This window comes from Streptomyces sp. AK08-02 (assembly GCF_033795085.1).
Taxonomy (GTDB): domain Bacteria; phylum Actinomycetota; class Actinomycetes; order Streptomycetales; family Streptomycetaceae; genus Streptomyces; species Streptomyces echiniscabiei.
Map to the genome: position 1 here is coordinate 1 of NZ_JARAZV010000005.1, position 15,824 is coordinate 15,824.

The following is a 15,824-nucleotide window of genomic DNA, read 5'->3' on the forward strand; positions in this document are numbered from 1 at the left end:
AACAACACACCCACTCTGTACACCGACCCGAGCGGCCGGACACCTGTACCGGGCGACAACGGCAACGGCAAGGTCGACAGCCTCGGCGAAGGTCTGAAGATCTTCGGCAACGGCTTCCTGCAGGGCGTGAAGGCGCCCTTCGAGTTCCTCGGCGATGCTCAGGACGCCGTCACCGGACAAAACGGCGGCGCAGGGGCCTTCGTCGACAAGTACCTGCCCGTTCGCCCGGCGTACCGGCTCTACCGGGCCGAGGCCCTGCTCCGCCAGCAGGGTTGTGACGCACTGGCGGACATGTACGCCGACGCAGCGGACGAACTCGTCCAGCAACTCGCCGTCACCGGTGTCGGGGGACTCACTGGATGGAGAAGACAGGCATACGAGTCCGAGACATCGATCCTCGAATCGGGCGGCATTGCCCCCAGAGACGCCAAAGGGAAATACGCCCCACGTGACGGTGAAGAGGGTCGTGATGGTTCGAATGACGAGCTGACGACCTGGGAGAACTTGATGCTGGACGGTGCGACGGTCATCCGCAGGGAAGTTGCGGTCAAAGCACCCGGGTTCAAAGTTCGCAAGTATGACGGGCTGGTCGGATTCAACGGGCACTGGTACGGGATCGAAACCAAGGGAGCAAGCGCGAGACGTAACCCGGATCAGAAGAAATTCGACGACTGGCTGAACCTGCCCGGAAATACGGTTACCACCAAGGACGGAATAAAGCTTGAAGGAGTCTTCGATTCTTGGATCCCACCCGGTAGCATGACGTCGCGCGAGGGCCTAGCCGGTTAGTCTGCCGAGCCGACAGTAGCGTGGACGCCGAACCTACACGGCGTCCACGCTGCTTCACAGAGAGATAAAAAATGAGCTACGACTTGGCATTCTGGTACGAAGAAAAAGCAATCAATGCGGAGGTGGCATACCAAAAGTACGCTGCCATGGCGGATGGAGAGTCTGGAATCGTAACGGAGCATCCAGGGGTTGCAGAATTCTATCTCGATACCTTGCAGGATTATCCAGATCTGTCGGAAGAGAACGCAGAGGAATCTCCATGGTCTTCCCCAGTCTACTGCACTGGAGAATGTGTACTGGTCGCTATCTCTTGGTCTCGGAAAGATGAAGTTTCCACCCTCCTCATCGCCATGGCGCAGAACAAGGGCCTCTTGACCTACGACCCCCAGAAAGAGGAAGTAATCCAGCGAGGCTGACCTTCCATCGTGCTCTTCTCGTGGAAATAACCGCTGATACTTTCAACCAGATTGGCGGCGCGTTCTCCGCGCTGGTCGTGTTCCTCGCCAACGCACGGATCAGCCGAGACGCCCTTCGGCCGTACAACCCTGGCGGGACCTCGACCAGCAAGAGACCGCGCGTTCCGCGCCGTAACGCTCCATCCACGAGTGTGGTGACCATGGGCCGAGACCCTTGCCCGTAAAGGGTGCCCACCGACAGGGCCGTGGTGGCCCACGTTCTTCGAACAATGGGGAGCATCAGCCCACCGCCGCCCGCAAGGCCCGAAGCTCCTCCATGACCTCCAGCCAGTCCGCACACAGTCCGCAAGACACCCGCTCAAGACCGTCGCACCCCATCGCCACCAGTCACCAAAAGGCCAGGTCAACGCCCCGCAGGAAAGATCCCTACAGGTCACCGACCTGGCCCACTACTAGGAGACGAAGAATGCGGTCCAAGACTGAGCCCTTGTGCACGGCGGTCCTGTCTGGGCTCAGCAATGGGCCGTTGAACCGTCGGCTGTTCCAGCCCCGGAGGGCCCTACATTCCGTCCTCGGACATCCCGTGCACCGCCGGAATCGTGCCCAGACGCCCCTTCTGGAAGTCCTCGAACGCCTGCTGAAGCTCGTCTTTGGTGTTCATGACGAACGGGCCATAGTGCGCCATCGGCTCACGGATCGGCTGCCCGCCCAGCAGCACGACCTCCAGGTCAGGCGTGTTCGAGCCCTGCTTCTCGTCCGCGCGGACTGTCAGTGAGGAGCCCGCGCCGAAGACCGCCGTCTGCCCCAGATGGATCGGGCGGCGCTCCGCACCGACCGCGCCCTTGCCCGCGAGGACATATGCGAGACCGTTGAAGTCCTCGCGCCACGGAAGAGTGAGTTCCGCACCCGGCGCAAGCGTCGCGTGGACCATGGTGATGGGGGTGTGGGTGATGCCAGGGCCGGCGTGCCCGTCCAGCTCGCCCGCGATGACGCGCAGGAGCGCGCCGCCGTCCGGGGTCGACAGGAGTTGTACATGCCCGCCGCGGATGTCCTGGTAACGCGGGGCCATCATCTTGTCCTTGGCCGGCAGGTTCACCCACAACTGGAGGCCGTGGAAGAGACCGCCGGACATGACCAGCGACTCCGGCGGCGCCTCGATGTGGAGAAGGCCCGAACCGGCCGTCATCCACTGGGTGTCCCCATTGGTGATGGTGCCGCCACCGCCCTGGCTGTCCTGGTGGTCGAAAATGCCGTCAATGATGTAGGTGACGGTCTCGAAGCCCCGGTGCGGATGCCAAGGGGTCCCTTTCGGCTCCCCAGGCTGATAGTCCACCTCACCCATCTGGTCCATCATGATGAACGGGTCGAGGTGCTTGTACGCGATTCCGGCGAACGCCCGGCGCACCGGGAATCCCTCGCCCTCGAAACCGCTCGGCGCGGTCGTCACGGTGAGCACGGGACGTGCCACGGCTTCGGCCGGAGCGGCCACACGGGGCAGGGTCAGCGGGTTCTCGACGGTCACTGCAGGCATGTCGGGACCTCCTTGTGCGGCCAGTTTAGTTGATTATTGAACTTCCTGCTACCCCCAACAGAGAAGGCCCGGAGGGCATTCCCTCCGGACCTTCCCACCCGACCAGAGGTCGGCCGAGTGACTGCTGGTCACAACTCGCTACCGCACGTTACTTACCATTACTGCTAGTTGCTGAAGTACAGGTACTTCCAGGGCCCGATCGTCGTCGAGTTCACGTTGTCGCCGGAGGCGCCGTCGACGTAGGACGACCGCACCCGGGCTCGGATGCCCGACTCACCGGGCGCCAGGAGCTCCACCGCCGACTTGCCGTTCGTGGCGAGCGAGAAGTACTCGGAGTCACCGGAGTACCACGTGCCCTCGAAGTACACCTGGAAGTCGAACCGCTGCTGACGACCCGGGTAGTAGGACATCGCGGTGGTCAGCACCGGGTTGGTGTTCTTGTGGAACCAGTAGTACGACGTCGAGCCGATCTTGGCCGTCTTGTAGTGCCGGGACACGGCCGTGGAGATCCGCACCCGCGCGTTCGACGTGACCTTGACCGTCTTCGGCGCGAAGCGGGCGTCGCCCCGGTAGACCGCGGTGACGTTCGTGTCGCGGGTCATGTCGACGACCACGCTGAGGTTTCCGGCGGAGTTGACCTTGGCGTTCTTGACCAGCTTCTTCGGCCTGTCGCTGCCGTGCGGGTCGACCCAGATCTCGACCGTGCGGTTCTTGTACGTCCGGCCCAGGTGCGCGGTGAACCTGACGTCGGTGCCGTAGTCGTAGACCTTCTTGTTGTTGTTAAGCGTCAGCGTCGACGCGGCACGGGAGACCGCGACCCGGTCGGAGACGGTGACCGGCGCGTGCGTGGCGTCACCGGCGTACGACACCTTGTAGGTGACCGTGCCGCCGACCGGCGGGGTGTTCGTGAAGGAGTACGTGCCGTTCGCCTTCACCGTGACCGACGGCAGCGCCCTGCCGTTCGGGGTCTCCAGGTCGGTGCGGGTGACGCTCAGCTTGACGCCGGCCGGCAGCGCGACCGTCGCCGAGAGCTTCCCGGAGACCGTGAGCTTCTTGGCGCGGGTGGCGTTCGACGGCGCGTTCACCGTCAGAGTGGGGACGTTCCGCGTCGGGTCGGTGAGCACCTTGAGGGTGTAGCCGCCGCTGGCTCCGGCCAGGGCGAAGACCCGGGAGGAGTCCGGGGCCCAGGCCAGGTCGGCGGTGTCGTAGGTGCTGGTCGTGTACGTACGCAGCGGCCTGGTGGCGTTCGGCCGGTAGACGGCCACCTTGGTACCGGCGCCGTTGACCTGGGCCACCAGCCCGTCAGGGGCGATGTCGGCACTCTGGCCGCCCGGATAGGCGCCCACCTTCTTGAGCGTGCCGTTCGCGTAGGCGTCCCGGTCCGTGCCGTCGGCCAGCACCTCGGGGGCTCCGGGGACGAGGTCGAGGTCGTGGATGCCGTTGTTCAGCTCGTAGCTGTTGCTGTTCCAGGCGACCATCGAAGGCGCCGCTCCGGACACGTCCACGACCCCGACCGTCGACGAGGACGAACCCGTCTCACCCAGGGCCAGCAGACCCGGCGCGGCCGTACTGGCATCGAGCAGTGCCGGGTTCCACAGGCTGTGGCCCGCGGGGAGCTGCCCCATCGACACCGGGCTGTCCCCGGCCGCCAGGGCGGCGACGGAGGGCGCGTCGGGCGCGGGGGAGTCCACCGAGGGCTCGGGCTCGGGGTCGGTGCTCGGGTCGGTGCTCGGGTCGTCGGACGGGTCCGGCGCGGGCGAGGTCGGCGGCTCGGACGGCGGGGCCGTCGGCTCCGCGGAAGGGGGCTCTGACGTCGGGACGGACGTCGGGGTCGGGCTCGGCGACGTCTCCGGAAGCGGGTCCGGGGTCCCGGTCCAGTGCGGGTCGACCGAGCCCAGGTTGCCGTCCCACTGGTCGCCGTAGCTGAACCAGAGCTTGCCACTGGTGAAGGCGAGGTAGCGCGGGCCGGAGCCGGTGGCAACCGCGTAGCGGGCCTTGATGTCGAGGGTGGCCGCGTCGAGCACCACGATCTGGTGCCGCGCGGGCAGGGACGCGTACAGGGTGCGGCCGTCGTCGGACAGTGCCAGGTCGGCGACCGAGCCGAAGCCGCCGACGCTGTCGAGGACGGTGCCCGCGTAATTCGCCGCCACGACGCGGCCGTTGCCGCTGTCGCCGACGAAGACCCGCTTCAGGGTCCCGTCCACGGCCATGCCCCCGGGCGCCTGCACGGTGGCCACGGCGGCCGAGGCCTGGCCGGTGACAGCGACGCTCAGCGCCACCGAACTGAAGAGAACCGCGAGCGCCGTCGCGGCCGAAGTGCTGCGCATACGCACAGTAGTGAACCCCCCACAAGGAACCCGGAATCACCGGGAGCTGAGAGCGCCGCGCGACACCCAGGCACGACCGCCGGAAGCGGTGGCCAGTGGGGCGCGGCTGCCAGAAGGAACCCTATGGCATGCCTGTGACAATCGCGGAGGGATTTTCGCCGCCTGTGAAAGTAATGCGGAAGTAATGCGGAGGCGCCGGGGAGTTACCGGAGCCGAGGGAGCGCCCCTCAGCCGTACATCCTGCGCATCGCGAACTCCACCATCTGCTCGACCGCCTTCGCGTCGAACACCATGCGGTGCTCGCCCTCCATGTCGACGACGAAGCCGTACCCGGTGGGCAGCAGGTCGATGACCTCCGCGCCCGTGATCACGAAGTACTTCGACTCCTTGCCGGCGTACCGGCGCAGCTCCTTCAGGGAGGTGAACATCGGGATCACCGGCTGCTGGGTGTTGTGCAGCGCCAGGAACCCGGGGTTGTCGCCGCGCGGGCAGTACACCTTCGACGTGGCGAAGACCTGCTGGAAGTCCTCCGCCGACATCGAGCCCGTCGTGAAGGCGCGCACCGCGTCCGCGAGGGACGGCGGGGACGGCTCGGGATACAGCGGCGGCTGCTGGCCGTACCCGCCCGGCATCTGCTGCTGCGGCTGGGCGTACTGCTGCTGCGCTCCAGCGTTCTGGTCATAGCCGTACATGGGCGCAAGAGTACCGAGAGCATGGCCGCCCCGGGCCGGGGAGCCAGTCTCCCCGGGCGTTATGGCGACATCCTATTGAAAGTTCACGGATTCGGGCCGGTTTCCCGCAGCGGGCGCATACCGTCGACCAAAGGCAAAGCCCGGGTAATCACCGGCAGGCACCAGCAAGGGGACACGGCCATGAACGGACAGACGACCGGCCAACGTTACGGGGACGACGGGAACCACGGGGCTCATGGCGGCGATCACGGCCACGACGACCACGGAGGGCTCGCGCGCGACCTTCCCGTCCTCGCCCGCCGCCGGATGATCCGGCTGCTGGCCGGCGCGGGCCTGGTTCCCCTGGTGGGCTGCTCCGCCGACGACGACGGCTCACCCTCCTCGTCCGCGGCCTCCGCCTCCTCTCCTTCGTCCTCCTCCTCGTCCGCCGAGTGCGCGACCATCCCGGACGAGACCGCCGGCCCCTACCCGGGCGACGGTTCGAACGGGGTGAACGTGCTCAAGGAGAGCGGTGTCGTCCGCAGCGACATCAGGTCCAGTTTCGGCGACTCGGCCGGTGGTACCGCCGAAGGTGTGCCGCTCACCGTCACGCTCACGGTCGTCGACGCGGCCTCCGGCTGCGGTACGCCGAAGAAGAACGCCGCCGTCTACGTCTGGCAGTGCGACCGCGCGGGCGGCTACTCCCTCTATACGGAGGGAGTCACCGACGAGAACTACCTGCGGGGCGTGCAGGAGACGGACGACAAGGGCCAGGTCACCTTCACCAGCGTCTTCCCGGGCTGCTACCCGGGCCGTTGGCCGCACATCCACTTCGAGGTCTACGGCAGCCTGACGGACGCCACCTCGGCCACCTCCATCACGAACACCTCGCAGCTGGCGATCCCGAAGGACGTCTGCGACACGGTGTACGCGACGGACGGGTACAGCGGCAGCGTGGAGAACCTCGGCCGGCTCACCCTGGAGACCGACATGGTCTTCCGCGACGGCCACGACCAGCAGCTGGCGACCGTGGAAGGCAGCGTGAGCAAGGGCTACACGGCCACCCTCACCATCCCGGTCTAGACCATTTGCCCAAGCTTTGGCGCGTTCCCCGTCACACATGACCGATTGGGGTTGCGCCTTATTACCGACGGGTAGCATCATCGAGGGAAGTCAGTTACTAGTCGGTACGCGAATTAGGCGCGAGGAGCAGGTGCCTCGCCGATCTCTCTACGGAGCCGTCGCCATGGGGCACTACAAGTCGAATCTCCGCGACATCGAGTTCAACCTCTTCGAGGTCCTCGGGCGCGACAAGCTGTACGGCACGGGTCCGTTCGCGGAGATGGACACGGACACCGCCAAGAGCATCCTCGAGGAGATGACCCGCCTCGCGGAGAACGAGCTGGCCGAGTCCTTCACGGACGGCGACCGCACTCCGCCGGTCTTCGACCCCGCGACGAACACCGCGCCCGTCCCGGCGTCCTTCAAGAAGAGCTACAAGGCCTTCATGGAGTCGGAGTACTGGCGCCTCGGCCTGCCCGAGGAGATCGGCGGCACCACCGCGCCGCGTTCCCTGATCTGGTCCTACGCGGAGCTGCTGCTCGGCGCGAACCCGGCCGTGTGGATGTACGCCTCCGGCCCGGCGTTCGCCGGCATCCTCTTCGACGAGGGCAACGACGTACAGAAGAAGATCGCCCAGATCGCGGTCGACAGGACCTGGGGCTCCACCATGGTCCTCACCGAGCCGGACGCCGGCTCGGACGTCGGCGCCGGCCGTACGAAGGCGGTCCAGCAGGACGACGGCTCCTGGCACATCGAGGGCGTGAAGCGGTTCATCACCTCCGGTGAGCACGACATGGAGGAGAACATCCTCCACTACGTCCTCGCGCGCCCGGAGGGCCACGGCCCCGGCACCAAGGGCCTCTCCCTCTTCCTCGTACCGAAGTTCCTCTTCGACTTCGAGACCGGCGAGCTCGGCGAGCGCAACGGCGTGTACGCGACGAACGTCGAGCACAAGATGGGCCTCAAGGCCTCCAACACCTGCGAGATGACCTTCGGCGACCGGCACCCGGCCAAGGGCTGGCTGATCGGCGACAAGCACGACGGCATCCGCCAGATGTTCCGGATCATCGAGTTCGCCCGCATGATGGTCGGCACGAAGGCGATCTCCACCCTCTCGACCGGCTACCTCAACGCCCTGGAGTACGCCAAGGAGCGCGTCCAGGGTCCGGATCTGGCCAACTTCATGGACAAGACGGCGCCCAAGGTCACCATCACGCACCACCCGGACGTCCGCCGCTCGCTGATCACGCAGAAGGCGTACGCCGAGGGCATGCGCGCCCTGGTGCTCTACACGGCCTCCGTCCAGGACGAGATCCAGGTCAAGGAGGCGGCGGGCGAGGACACCGCCGCGCTGGAGGCGCTCAACGACCTCCTCCTCCCGATCGTGAAGGGCTACGGCTCCGAGAAGGGCTACGAGCAGCTCGCCCAGTCGCTGCAGACCTTCGGCGGCTCCGGGTTCCTGCAGGAGTACCCGATCGAGCAGTACATCCGCGACGCCAAGATCGACACCCTGTACGAGGGCACGACGGCGATCCAGGGCCAGGACTACTTCTTCCGGAAGATCGTCCGCAACCAGGGCGCGGCCCTCAACTCCCTTGCCGAGGACATCAAGAAGTTCCTCGCACCGGGCACCGGCGGCGAGGAACTGGCGGTGGCGCGCGAGCAGCTCGCCAAGGCGGCCGTCGAGCTGGAGGCGATCGTCGGCCTGATGCTGACGGACCTCGCGGCGACCGAGCAGGACGTCAGGAACATCTACAAGGTGGGCCTCAACACCACCCGCCTGCTGATGGCCTCGGGTGACGTCGTCGTCGGCTACCTGCTCCTCAAGGGCGCCGCCGTGGCCGCCGAGAAGCTGCCGACGGCGTCGGCGAAGGACGTCCCCTTCTACACGGGCAAGATCGCGGCGGCGAAGTTCTTCGCGGCCAACGTCCTCCCCGGTGTCACCGGCGCCCGCAAGCTCGCGGCCGGCGTCGACCTCGACGTGATGGAGCTGGACGAAGCGGCTTTCTGAGCGCACTCCCGCGCGGGCGGTTCCCGCGCGGACAGCTCCCGCACACAGCTCCCCCGCATACGGCGCACCAGGCACACAGCAGGCCAAGTACGGCGGCCCGCACCCGGATCACCTTCCGGGGCGGGCCGCCGTACTGCTGAACCAGGACACACCCCCACGGTCCGCCCGGTGTCCGGAAACTGACTCCCGAGCCAGTTGTCCGGCCTTCACATCCCCGTTACGAGAGCCCGCTCACCATCCCCGGGAGCAGGCGCTGTTACGTCGTTAAGGTGAACCCCATGAGCGCACCCCACCGCTTCGACCGCGGCCACACCGACGACTTGATGTCCTTCCTGGCGGCAAGTCCGTCGCCGTACCACGCCGTGGCGAACACCGCCCAGCGGCTGGAGAAGGCGGGTTTCCGCCAGGTCGCCGAGACGGACGCCTGGGACGGGACCAGCGGCGGCAAGTACGTGCTGCGCGGCGGCGCGATCGTGGCCTGGTACGTCCCCGAGGGCGCAGCGCCGCACACCCCCTTCCGGATCGTCGGCGCCCACACCGACTCCCCCAACCTGCGCGTCAAGCCGATGCCCGACCTCGGTGGACACGGCTGGCGTCAGGTCGCCGTGGAGATCTACGGCGGACCGCTGCTCAACTCCTGGCTCGACCGCGACCTCGGTCTGGCCGGCCGGCTCACCCTGCGGGACGGCACCACGCGCCTGGTGGACGTCGACCGGCCCCTGCTGCGAGTCCCCCAGCTCGCCATCCACCTCGACCGTGCCGTGAACACCGATGGTCTCAAGCTCGACAAGCAGCGCCATCTGCAGCCGATCTGGGGCATGTCGGACGACGTCCGCGAGGGCGACCTGATCGCCTTCGTCGAAGAGGAGTGCGGGCTCGCGCCGGGCGAGGTCACCGGCTGGGACCTGATGGCCCACTCCGTCGAACCGCCCGCCTACCTGGGCCGCGACCGGGAGTTGGTCGCGGGGCCGCGGATGGACAACCTCCTGTCCGTACACGCCGCTGCGGCGGCCCTGGCCTCCGTGGCCGCGACCTCCGACGAACTCCCGTACATCCCGGTCCTCGCGGCCTTCGACCACGAGGAGAACGGCTCGCAGAGCGACACCGGCGCGGACGGCCCGCTCCTCGGCAGCGTGCTGGAGCGTTCGGTGTTCGCGCGCGGAGGGACGTACGAGGACCGGGCGAGGGCGTTCGCGGGCACCGTCTGTCTCTCCTCCGACACCGGCCACGCCGTCCACCCCAACTACGCGGAGCGGCACGACCCGACGCACCACCCGCGCGTCAACGGCGGCCCCATCCTCAAGGTCAACGTCAACAACCGCTACGCCACGGACGGTTCGGGCCGCGCGGTCTGGGCCGCCACCTGCGACAAGGCCGGCGTCCCGTTCCAGAACTTCGTCTCCAACAACTCCATGCCCTGCGGTACGACGATCGGTCCGATCACCGCCGCGAGGCACGGCATCAAGACGGTCGACATCGGGGTGGCGATCCTGTCGATGCACAGCGCAAGGGAGTTGTGCGGAGCCGACGACCCGCACCTGCTCGCCAACGCCCTGGTCGCCTTCCTGGAAGGCTAGGGCCTGAGTACGCATACCTGCCCCGGCTCCGGGCACTCGGACACTCCGGAACCCCCGGAACCTCCGGAACGACCGGACCCGACAGGGAGGCAACACTCATGAGCCTCGGCGGATGCATCATCCTCATCGCCGTGGGAGCCATCCTCACCTTCGCGACCGACTGGGAGATGGAGGGGGTCAACCTCGACCTGGTCGGCGTCATCCTGATGATCGTCGGGCTGATCGGCGCCCTCGCGTTCCGCAGCGTCGCCCGTCGCCGACGGGTGCTGATACCGCCCTCGACGACCGTGATCGACGAGGACCGGTACCACGACTGACGGTCGTTGACCGTAGCGACGGGTCGGGGTCGTCTCCTGGGCGGGCAGCCGCCCTGATGACGGAAGACTTCGGCCTGTCGGGCTACAGGTGGCGTTTTCGCACCGGTGGCCGGGAAACGGTGAGTTCATGAGATTCCTCGTGCGCGACCGGCTGCTCGGCTTCGGCGACGACTACTGGATCGAGAACCAGCACGGCGACAAGGTGTACCTGGTCGACGGCAAGGCGATGCGGCTGCGGGACACCTTCGAGCTGAAGGACACGCAGGGGCGGGTGCTGATCGACATCCACCAGAAGATGTTCGCCCTGCGGGACACCATGGTGATCGAACGGGACGGCGACCCGCTGGCGACGATCAGACGCAAACGCCTGTCCCTGCTGCGCAACCACTACCGGGTGACGCTGGTGGACGGCACCGAACTGGACGTCAGCGGGAAGATCCTCGACCGGGAGTTCGCCGTAGACTACGACGGCGAACTCCTCGCCCAGATCTCCCGCCGCTGGCTGCACGTCCGCGAGACCTACGGGATCGATGTCGTACGGGAGGACGCGGATCCGGCGCTCCTGATCGCGGTGGCGGTCTGCGTGATCCACCTGGCGGAGAAGGAGCGGGCGGACGACTGAGTACGGACGCCCGCGCAGGAACGACCCGAGGCCGGCCCGATTGACGGACGGCCCGAGGATCGAGGGCGGGTCGGGGGAGTTCGCACGACCCGCCGCCGCTCCGGCGCCCGCGTCAGGGGCGACGCGGGACCGCGAGCCCCAGCACCCGGTCCTTCAGCGCGGGGAACTGCTCCCGCGTCTCGCCCACCTTCGCGGGGTCGAACTCGACCCGCAGGATCTCCTCGTCCCCGCCGGCCTCCGCCAGCACATCGCCCCATGGATCGACCACGATCGAGTGACCGGCCTGCGGAACTCCCGCATGGGTACCGGCCGTTCCACAGGCAAGGACGTACGCCTGGTTCTCGACCGCCCGCGCCTGAGCAAGGAGCGTCCAGTGGGCGCGTCGGCGTTCCGGCCAGCCCGCCGAGATGACGACGGTCTCCGCACCCTCGTCGACAAGGCCGCGGAAGAGTTCGGGGAAACGGAGGTCGTAGCAGGTGGCGAGGCCGACGGTCGTCTCGGGGAGACGGACGGTGGCCAGTTCCTCGCCCGCCCCCATCAGCACGGCCTCGCCCTTGTCGAAGCCGAAGCGATGGATCTTGCGGTAGACGGCGGCCAGTTCACCGGCGGGGGAGAAGACCAGGGAGGTGTTGTACAGCGGGCCCTCGGGGTCGCGTTCCGGGATCGAGCCCGCGTGCAGCCACACGCCCGCGTCGCTCGCCGCCTTGGCCATCGCCTCGTACGTCGGGCCGTCCAGCGGCTCGGCCTCCGTCGCGAACCGCTCGTACGCGAAAGCCCCGGTCGTCCACAGCTCGGGCAGCACGACGAGGTCGGCACCGGACTCGTCCCGCACCAGCGAGGCCACACGCGTTCTACGCGATTCGACCGATTCGCCCTCTTCTACACCGATCTGGATGAGCGAGGCGCGCACACTACCACCGTCCTGACATTCGAGCCGTTCACACGGGCCTACGATCGTCACACGAAAGCACTGCCGGGGTGCCTCACAGCAGCGTAACTTAACGTTCCAAGACACCCGCTGACAGTTGTCCCGCCCGCGCCTTCGTACCGCCGACAACGCCGTCGACACCCGCCGTCATCCGCCGTCACCACTGCCCGCGTACCGACCGCCCGAGGGGTCCCGTTCCGTGAGTCTGCATCCCACTCTCCAGCCCTACGCCGACGCCTGGACCCACTCCATCGACGCGATATCCGAGCTGGTGTCACCGCTCGTGGAGGGCGAGTGGAACCGCCGGACCCCATGCCCGGGCTGGTCGGTCCGTGACGTGGTCTCCCATGTCATCGGCATGGAGTGCGAGATGCTCGGCGACCCGCGCCCCATCCACACCCTCCCGCGCGACCTCTACCACGTCACCAACGAGCAGCAGCGCTACACGGAGATGCAGGTCGACGTACGGCGGCACCACACGGCCCCCGAGATGACGTCCGAGCTGGAGTACACGGTCATCCGCCGCAACCGCCAGCTGCGCAACGAGACACGGGAACCGAGGGCGATCATCCGTGGCCTGCACGGCCGGGAGACCGCCCTTGAGGACGCCATGCGCATCCGGGCCTTCGACGTGTGGGTGCACGAACAGGACCTGCGTACCGCCCTCGGCCGGCCGGGCAACCTCGACTCTCCCGGCGCGCACATCACGCGGGACGTACTGCTCTCCAGGCTGCCGAAGGTCGTCGCCAAGGACGCGGGGGCGCCGCGCAGTTCGGCGATCGTCTTCGACGTGCACGGTCCCATCGAGTTCCTGCGCACGATCCGCGTCGACATCAACGGCCGCGGCACCCTGGAAACCTCCCCGGCCCTCGGCCCCGCCGCGTCCTTCTCCCTCGACTGGGAGACCTACTTCCGCCTGGCCTGCGGCCGCGTGACCCCGGAGGCCGCGTCCGACCGCATCAAGGCGGAGGGCGACCCGGGCCTCGCGGCAGCGATCCTGCACCACTTCGCGGTGACGCCCTGACATTTTCCAGACCGGCCGGCGCTCTCAGCCCGTCCGGCGCTTGAGGACGAGGCCCCTTCAGGGCCGACAGCGGGGCCTGGAGGCGGCAGGCGGGGCCTGGGGGCGGCAGCCCCCAGAGGCGCCCGCACCAACACCCCGCGCCTACGCGGTGACGCCCTGAGGATTTCCCAGCCCGGGTCGGCAGTATCCAGCCCGTCCGGCGTCTGAGGACGAGGCCCCTTCAGGGCCGAAGCGGGGGCCTGGGGGCGGCAGCCCCCAGAGACGCCCGCACCAACACCCCGCACCTACACCGGAACGTGCACTGTCGACACCCGGCTCGCAACCACCCGCTCCCGCTCCCGCAGCGCCGCCCGCTTCCGCAGCCGCAGGATCTGGCTGACGCCGACCCCCTGCAGCAGGAACACGAACGAGAACGCGGCCGTGTAGTTGTCCCCGGTCATGTCGAGCAGCACACCGACCGCGAACAGTGTCGTCATCGAGGCGACGAACCCGCCCATGTTGGTGATCCCGGACGCCGTGCCCTGACGCTCGGGCGGATTGGCCGGCCGGGCGAAGTCGAAGCCGAGCATCGAGGCGGGCCCACAGGCACCCAGCACCGCGCACAGCACCACGAGCAGCCACATCGGGTCGTGGCCGGCGCCGGACAGCGCCGGGTAGCCGAGTGCCACCGCCCACGTCACCGCCGTGACGCCCACCGTGCCCAGCGCCAGCGGCAGCCGCGCCGTGTGGTGCCGGGCGACGATCTGCCCGTACACCAGGCCGAGCATCATGTTCGACAGCACGACCAGGGTCAGCAGCTCCCCGGCCGTCGCGCGCGACAGCCCCTGCGCCTCGACGAGGAACGGCAGGCCCCACAGCAGCAGGAACACCATCGCCGGGAACTGCGTGGTGAAGTGCACCCACAGGCCGAGCCGCGTCCCCGGCTCGCGCCACGAGGCGACGATCTGCCTGCGGACGTACGCGGCCCCCTGATGCGGGAACGGCTCCGGCTCGTGCCCCTCCGGATGGTCCCTGAGGAACAGCAGCATCAGCACGAGGACCACCAGGCCCGCGACCGCACTGCCCGCGAACGCCGCCGTCCACCCGACGCCGTGCAGCAGCCGCGCGATGACGAGCGTCGAGACGAGGTTGCCCGCCATCCCGGCCAGTCCCGCCAGCTGCGCGATCATCGGACCGCGCCGGGCGGGGAACCACCGGGACCCGAGCCGCAGCACGCTGATGAACGTCATCGCGTCACCGCACCCGAGCAGCGCGCGGGAGGCGAGGGCCGTGCCGTACGAGGGGGAGAACGCGAAGCCCAGCTGCCCTGCCGTGAACAGCACCGCCCCGATGGCCAGCACCTTCCTCGTGCCGAGCCGGTCGACGAGGAGTCCGACCGGTATCTGCATGCCCGCGTAGACGAGGAGCTGGAGGATCGAGAAGGTCGACAGGGCGGAGGCGCCCACGTGGAAGCGGTCGGCGGCGTCGAGCCCGGCCACCCCCAGTGACGTACGGAAGATGACGGCGACGAAGTACACGGAGACGCCGACGGACCAGACGAGCACGGCGCGACGGCCACCGGGAGGATCACCGGGCAGCGCGCCGGAACCGGCGCCGACGACGGGCCTGGGGCTCATCGGACGTCGCCCCGGGCCAGGTTGGAGAACCAGTTGACGTGCCGGTGCACGATCGCGACCGCCGCCTCCGGATCGTCCGAGCGCAGCGCGTCGAGGATCTCCTGGTGCTCGCTGAGCGTCTTGGTGATGCGGTCGGGGTGGGCGTGCATGACGGCGACGCCCATCCTCAGCTGCCGGTCGCGCAGTTGGTCGTAGAGCCGGGAGAGGATCTCGTTGCCCCCGCTGCGGACGATCTCGGCGTGGAAGCACCGGTCGGTCACGGCGGCGCCCGCGAGGTCACCGGCGGCGGCCTGCTCGCGCTGGCGGTCGAGCAGTTCGGTGAGCCGGGCGAGGAGCTGCGGCGAGGCGGGTACCGCCTTGCGGATGGAGTGCTCCTCGACCAGCTGCCGGGTCTCGACGACGTCCGCGATCTCCTGCGCGGAGACCGGCAGGACCAGCGCGCCCTTCTTCGGGTAGAGCCTGATCAGCCCCTCGGCCTCCAGCCGCAGCAACGCCTCGCGCACGGGCGTGCGCGACACTCCCACGGCCTCGGCGAGCTCGCCTTCGGTGAGCAGCGTCCCGCCCTCGTAACGGCGGTCCAGGACACCCTCTTTGACATGTGCGTAGACGCGCTCGGCGGCGGGGGGTTGCTTCACGTGCTGCACGGCCAGGCTGCTCATGCCGACAGCTTAGATACATCACGTACGCATGAGGGCACCCGTCCGCCATATGGACCGACCTCGTGAACCGATCCCCGTCCGGGGCGTGACGTCGTCGTGCGGGCAACAGTTCAATCTCGGGAAGGGACGCGGGAACCACGCACAGCTGTACGACGTCTCTCGGAAAGGGAAAATCGGGGAACCCGCCTCAGCACGCGCACAACCAACTGTGCTAGTTACGAGTCACACGAGAGCGGCGTTCCGCCCTTTCGGCCAACTCGGCCGCTCTCCAGGG

The 15,824-nt window shown here is 68.1% G+C and carries 13 protein-coding genes and 1 pseudogene; 8 read left to right on the forward strand and 6 right to left on the reverse strand.

Features of this window, described 5'->3' with window-relative positions; genetic code table 11:
* Both PV734_RS10960 and PV734_RS10965 read left to right on the forward strand, forming a co-directional pair.
* Nucleotides 1-789 (forward strand): annotated as a pseudogene (locus tag PV734_RS10960) (hypothetical protein); the annotation flags it as partial.
* A gap of 71 nt (nt 790-860) precedes the next feature.
* Complete coding sequence (locus PV734_RS10965) at nt 861-1,205, forward strand: hypothetical protein (RefSeq protein ID WP_319289368.1); 345 nt, start codon at nt 861-863, stop codon at nt 1,203-1,205.
* Between the two features lie 559 nt (nt 1,206-1,764).
* Here PV734_RS10965 and PV734_RS10970 read toward each other — a convergent pair.
* From PV734_RS10970 to PV734_RS10980, 3 genes are all read right to left on the reverse strand, one after another.
* Entirely contained in the window at nt 1,765-2,736 is a 972-nt protein-coding gene (locus tag PV734_RS10970) for a pirin family protein (protein ID WP_319097673.1), read from the reverse strand.
* Between the two features lie 164 nt (nt 2,737-2,900).
* Complete coding sequence (locus PV734_RS10975) at nt 2,901-5,063, reverse strand: Ig-like domain repeat protein (protein ID WP_319289369.1); 2,163 nt, start codon at nt 5,061-5,063, stop codon at nt 2,901-2,903.
* A gap of 227 nt (nt 5,064-5,290) precedes the next feature.
* Nucleotides 5,291-5,755 carry an SseB family protein gene (locus PV734_RS10980; protein ID WP_235476750.1) on the reverse strand — a complete coding sequence of 155 codons (465 nt, stop codon included), beginning with the start codon at nt 5,753-5,755 and terminating at the stop codon, nt 5,291-5,293.
* 180 nt (nt 5,756-5,935) lie between these two features.
* Between PV734_RS10980 and PV734_RS10985 the strand changes: the two genes are divergently transcribed.
* The 5 genes from PV734_RS10985 (at nt 5,936) to PV734_RS11005 (ending at nt 11,323) form a co-directional block, all read left to right on the forward strand.
* Nucleotides 5,936-6,817 carry an intradiol ring-cleavage dioxygenase gene (locus tag PV734_RS10985; RefSeq protein WP_415924189.1) on the forward strand — a complete coding sequence of 294 codons (882 nt, stop codon included), beginning with the start codon at nt 5,936-5,938 and terminating at the stop codon, nt 6,815-6,817.
* 163 nt (nt 6,818-6,980) lie between these two features.
* Complete coding sequence (locus PV734_RS10990; protein WP_319097783.1) at nt 6,981-8,807, forward strand: acyl-CoA dehydrogenase; 1,827 nt, start codon at nt 6,981-6,983, stop codon at nt 8,805-8,807.
* A 278-nt stretch (nt 8,808-9,085) separates the two neighbouring features.
* Nucleotides 9,086-10,384, forward strand: coding sequence for a M18 family aminopeptidase (locus PV734_RS10995; RefSeq protein ID WP_319097675.1), 1,299 nt, complete (start codon nt 9,086-9,088; stop codon nt 10,382-10,384).
* Between the two features lie 98 nt (nt 10,385-10,482).
* Nucleotides 10,483-10,701, forward strand: coding sequence for a DUF6458 family protein (locus PV734_RS11000; RefSeq protein WP_319097676.1), 219 nt, complete (start codon nt 10,483-10,485; stop codon nt 10,699-10,701).
* Nucleotides 10,702-10,828: 127 nt separating this feature from the next.
* On the forward strand, nt 10,829-11,323 hold the full coding sequence (locus PV734_RS11005; RefSeq protein WP_319097679.1) for an LURP-one-related/scramblase family protein: 495 nt from the start codon (nt 10,829-10,831) through the stop codon (nt 11,321-11,323).
* A 112-nt stretch (nt 11,324-11,435) separates the two neighbouring features.
* Here PV734_RS11005 and PV734_RS11010 read toward each other — a convergent pair whose 3' ends face one another.
* Nucleotides 11,436-12,233 (reverse strand): carbon-nitrogen family hydrolase, encoded by a 798-nt coding sequence (locus PV734_RS11010; protein ID WP_319097680.1) that lies wholly within the window; start codon nt 12,231-12,233, stop codon nt 11,436-11,438.
* A 217-nt stretch (nt 12,234-12,450) separates the two neighbouring features.
* Here PV734_RS11010 and PV734_RS11015 point away from each other — a divergent pair, with 217 nt between their 5' ends.
* Nucleotides 12,451-13,275: a maleylpyruvate isomerase family mycothiol-dependent enzyme gene (locus PV734_RS11015; protein WP_319097681.1), complete on the forward strand. Its 825-nt coding sequence runs from the start codon at nt 12,451-12,453 to the stop codon at nt 13,273-13,275.
* A 284-nt stretch (nt 13,276-13,559) separates the two neighbouring features.
* Here the strand turns inward: PV734_RS11015 and PV734_RS11020 are convergent, their stop codons facing one another.
* Nucleotides 13,560-14,891: an MFS transporter gene (locus PV734_RS11020; protein ID WP_319097682.1), complete on the reverse strand. Its 1,332-nt coding sequence runs from the start codon at nt 14,889-14,891 to the stop codon at nt 13,560-13,562.
* Entirely contained in the window at nt 14,888-15,550 is a 663-nt protein-coding gene (locus PV734_RS11025) for a GntR family transcriptional regulator (protein WP_319097683.1), read from the reverse strand. Before PV734_RS11025 ends, PV734_RS11020 begins: the two co-directional genes overlap by 4 nt.
* Nucleotides 15,551-15,824 lie beyond the last annotated feature (274 nt).

Excerpts from the sequence above, each read along its gene's own strand:
- PV734_RS10970 (WP_319097673.1), bottom strand. The coding sequence starts at position 2,736 with ATGCCTGCAGTGACCGTCGAGAACCCGCTGACCCTGCCCCGTGTGGCC.
- PV734_RS11020 (WP_319097682.1), bottom strand. The coding sequence starts at position 14,891 with ATGAGCCCCAGGCCCGTCGTCGGCGCCGGTTCCGGCGCGCTGCCCGGT.
- PV734_RS10985 (WP_415924189.1), top strand. The coding sequence starts at position 5,936 with ATGAACGGACAGACGACCGGCCAACGTTACGGGGACGACGGGAACCAC.
- PV734_RS10975 (WP_319289369.1), bottom strand. The coding sequence starts at position 5,063 with ATGCGCAGCACTTCGGCCGCGACGGCGCTCGCGGTTCTCTTCAGTTCG.
- PV734_RS11000 (WP_319097676.1), top strand. The coding sequence starts at position 10,483 with ATGAGCCTCGGCGGATGCATCATCCTCATCGCCGTGGGAGCCATCCTC.
- PV734_RS11025 (WP_319097683.1), bottom strand. The coding sequence starts at position 15,550 with ATGAGCAGCCTGGCCGTGCAGCACGTGAAGCAACCCCCCGCCGCCGAG.
- PV734_RS10965 (WP_319289368.1), top strand. The coding sequence starts at position 861 with ATGAGCTACGACTTGGCATTCTGGTACGAAGAAAAAGCAATCAATGCG.
- PV734_RS10990 (WP_319097783.1), top strand. The coding sequence starts at position 6,981 with ATGGGGCACTACAAGTCGAATCTCCGCGACATCGAGTTCAACCTCTTC.
- PV734_RS10995 (WP_319097675.1), top strand. The coding sequence starts at position 9,086 with ATGAGCGCACCCCACCGCTTCGACCGCGGCCACACCGACGACTTGATG.
- PV734_RS11005 (WP_319097679.1), top strand. The coding sequence starts at position 10,829 with ATGAGATTCCTCGTGCGCGACCGGCTGCTCGGCTTCGGCGACGACTAC.
- PV734_RS10980 (WP_235476750.1), bottom strand. The coding sequence starts at position 5,755 with ATGTACGGCTATGACCAGAACGCTGGAGCGCAGCAGCAGTACGCCCAG.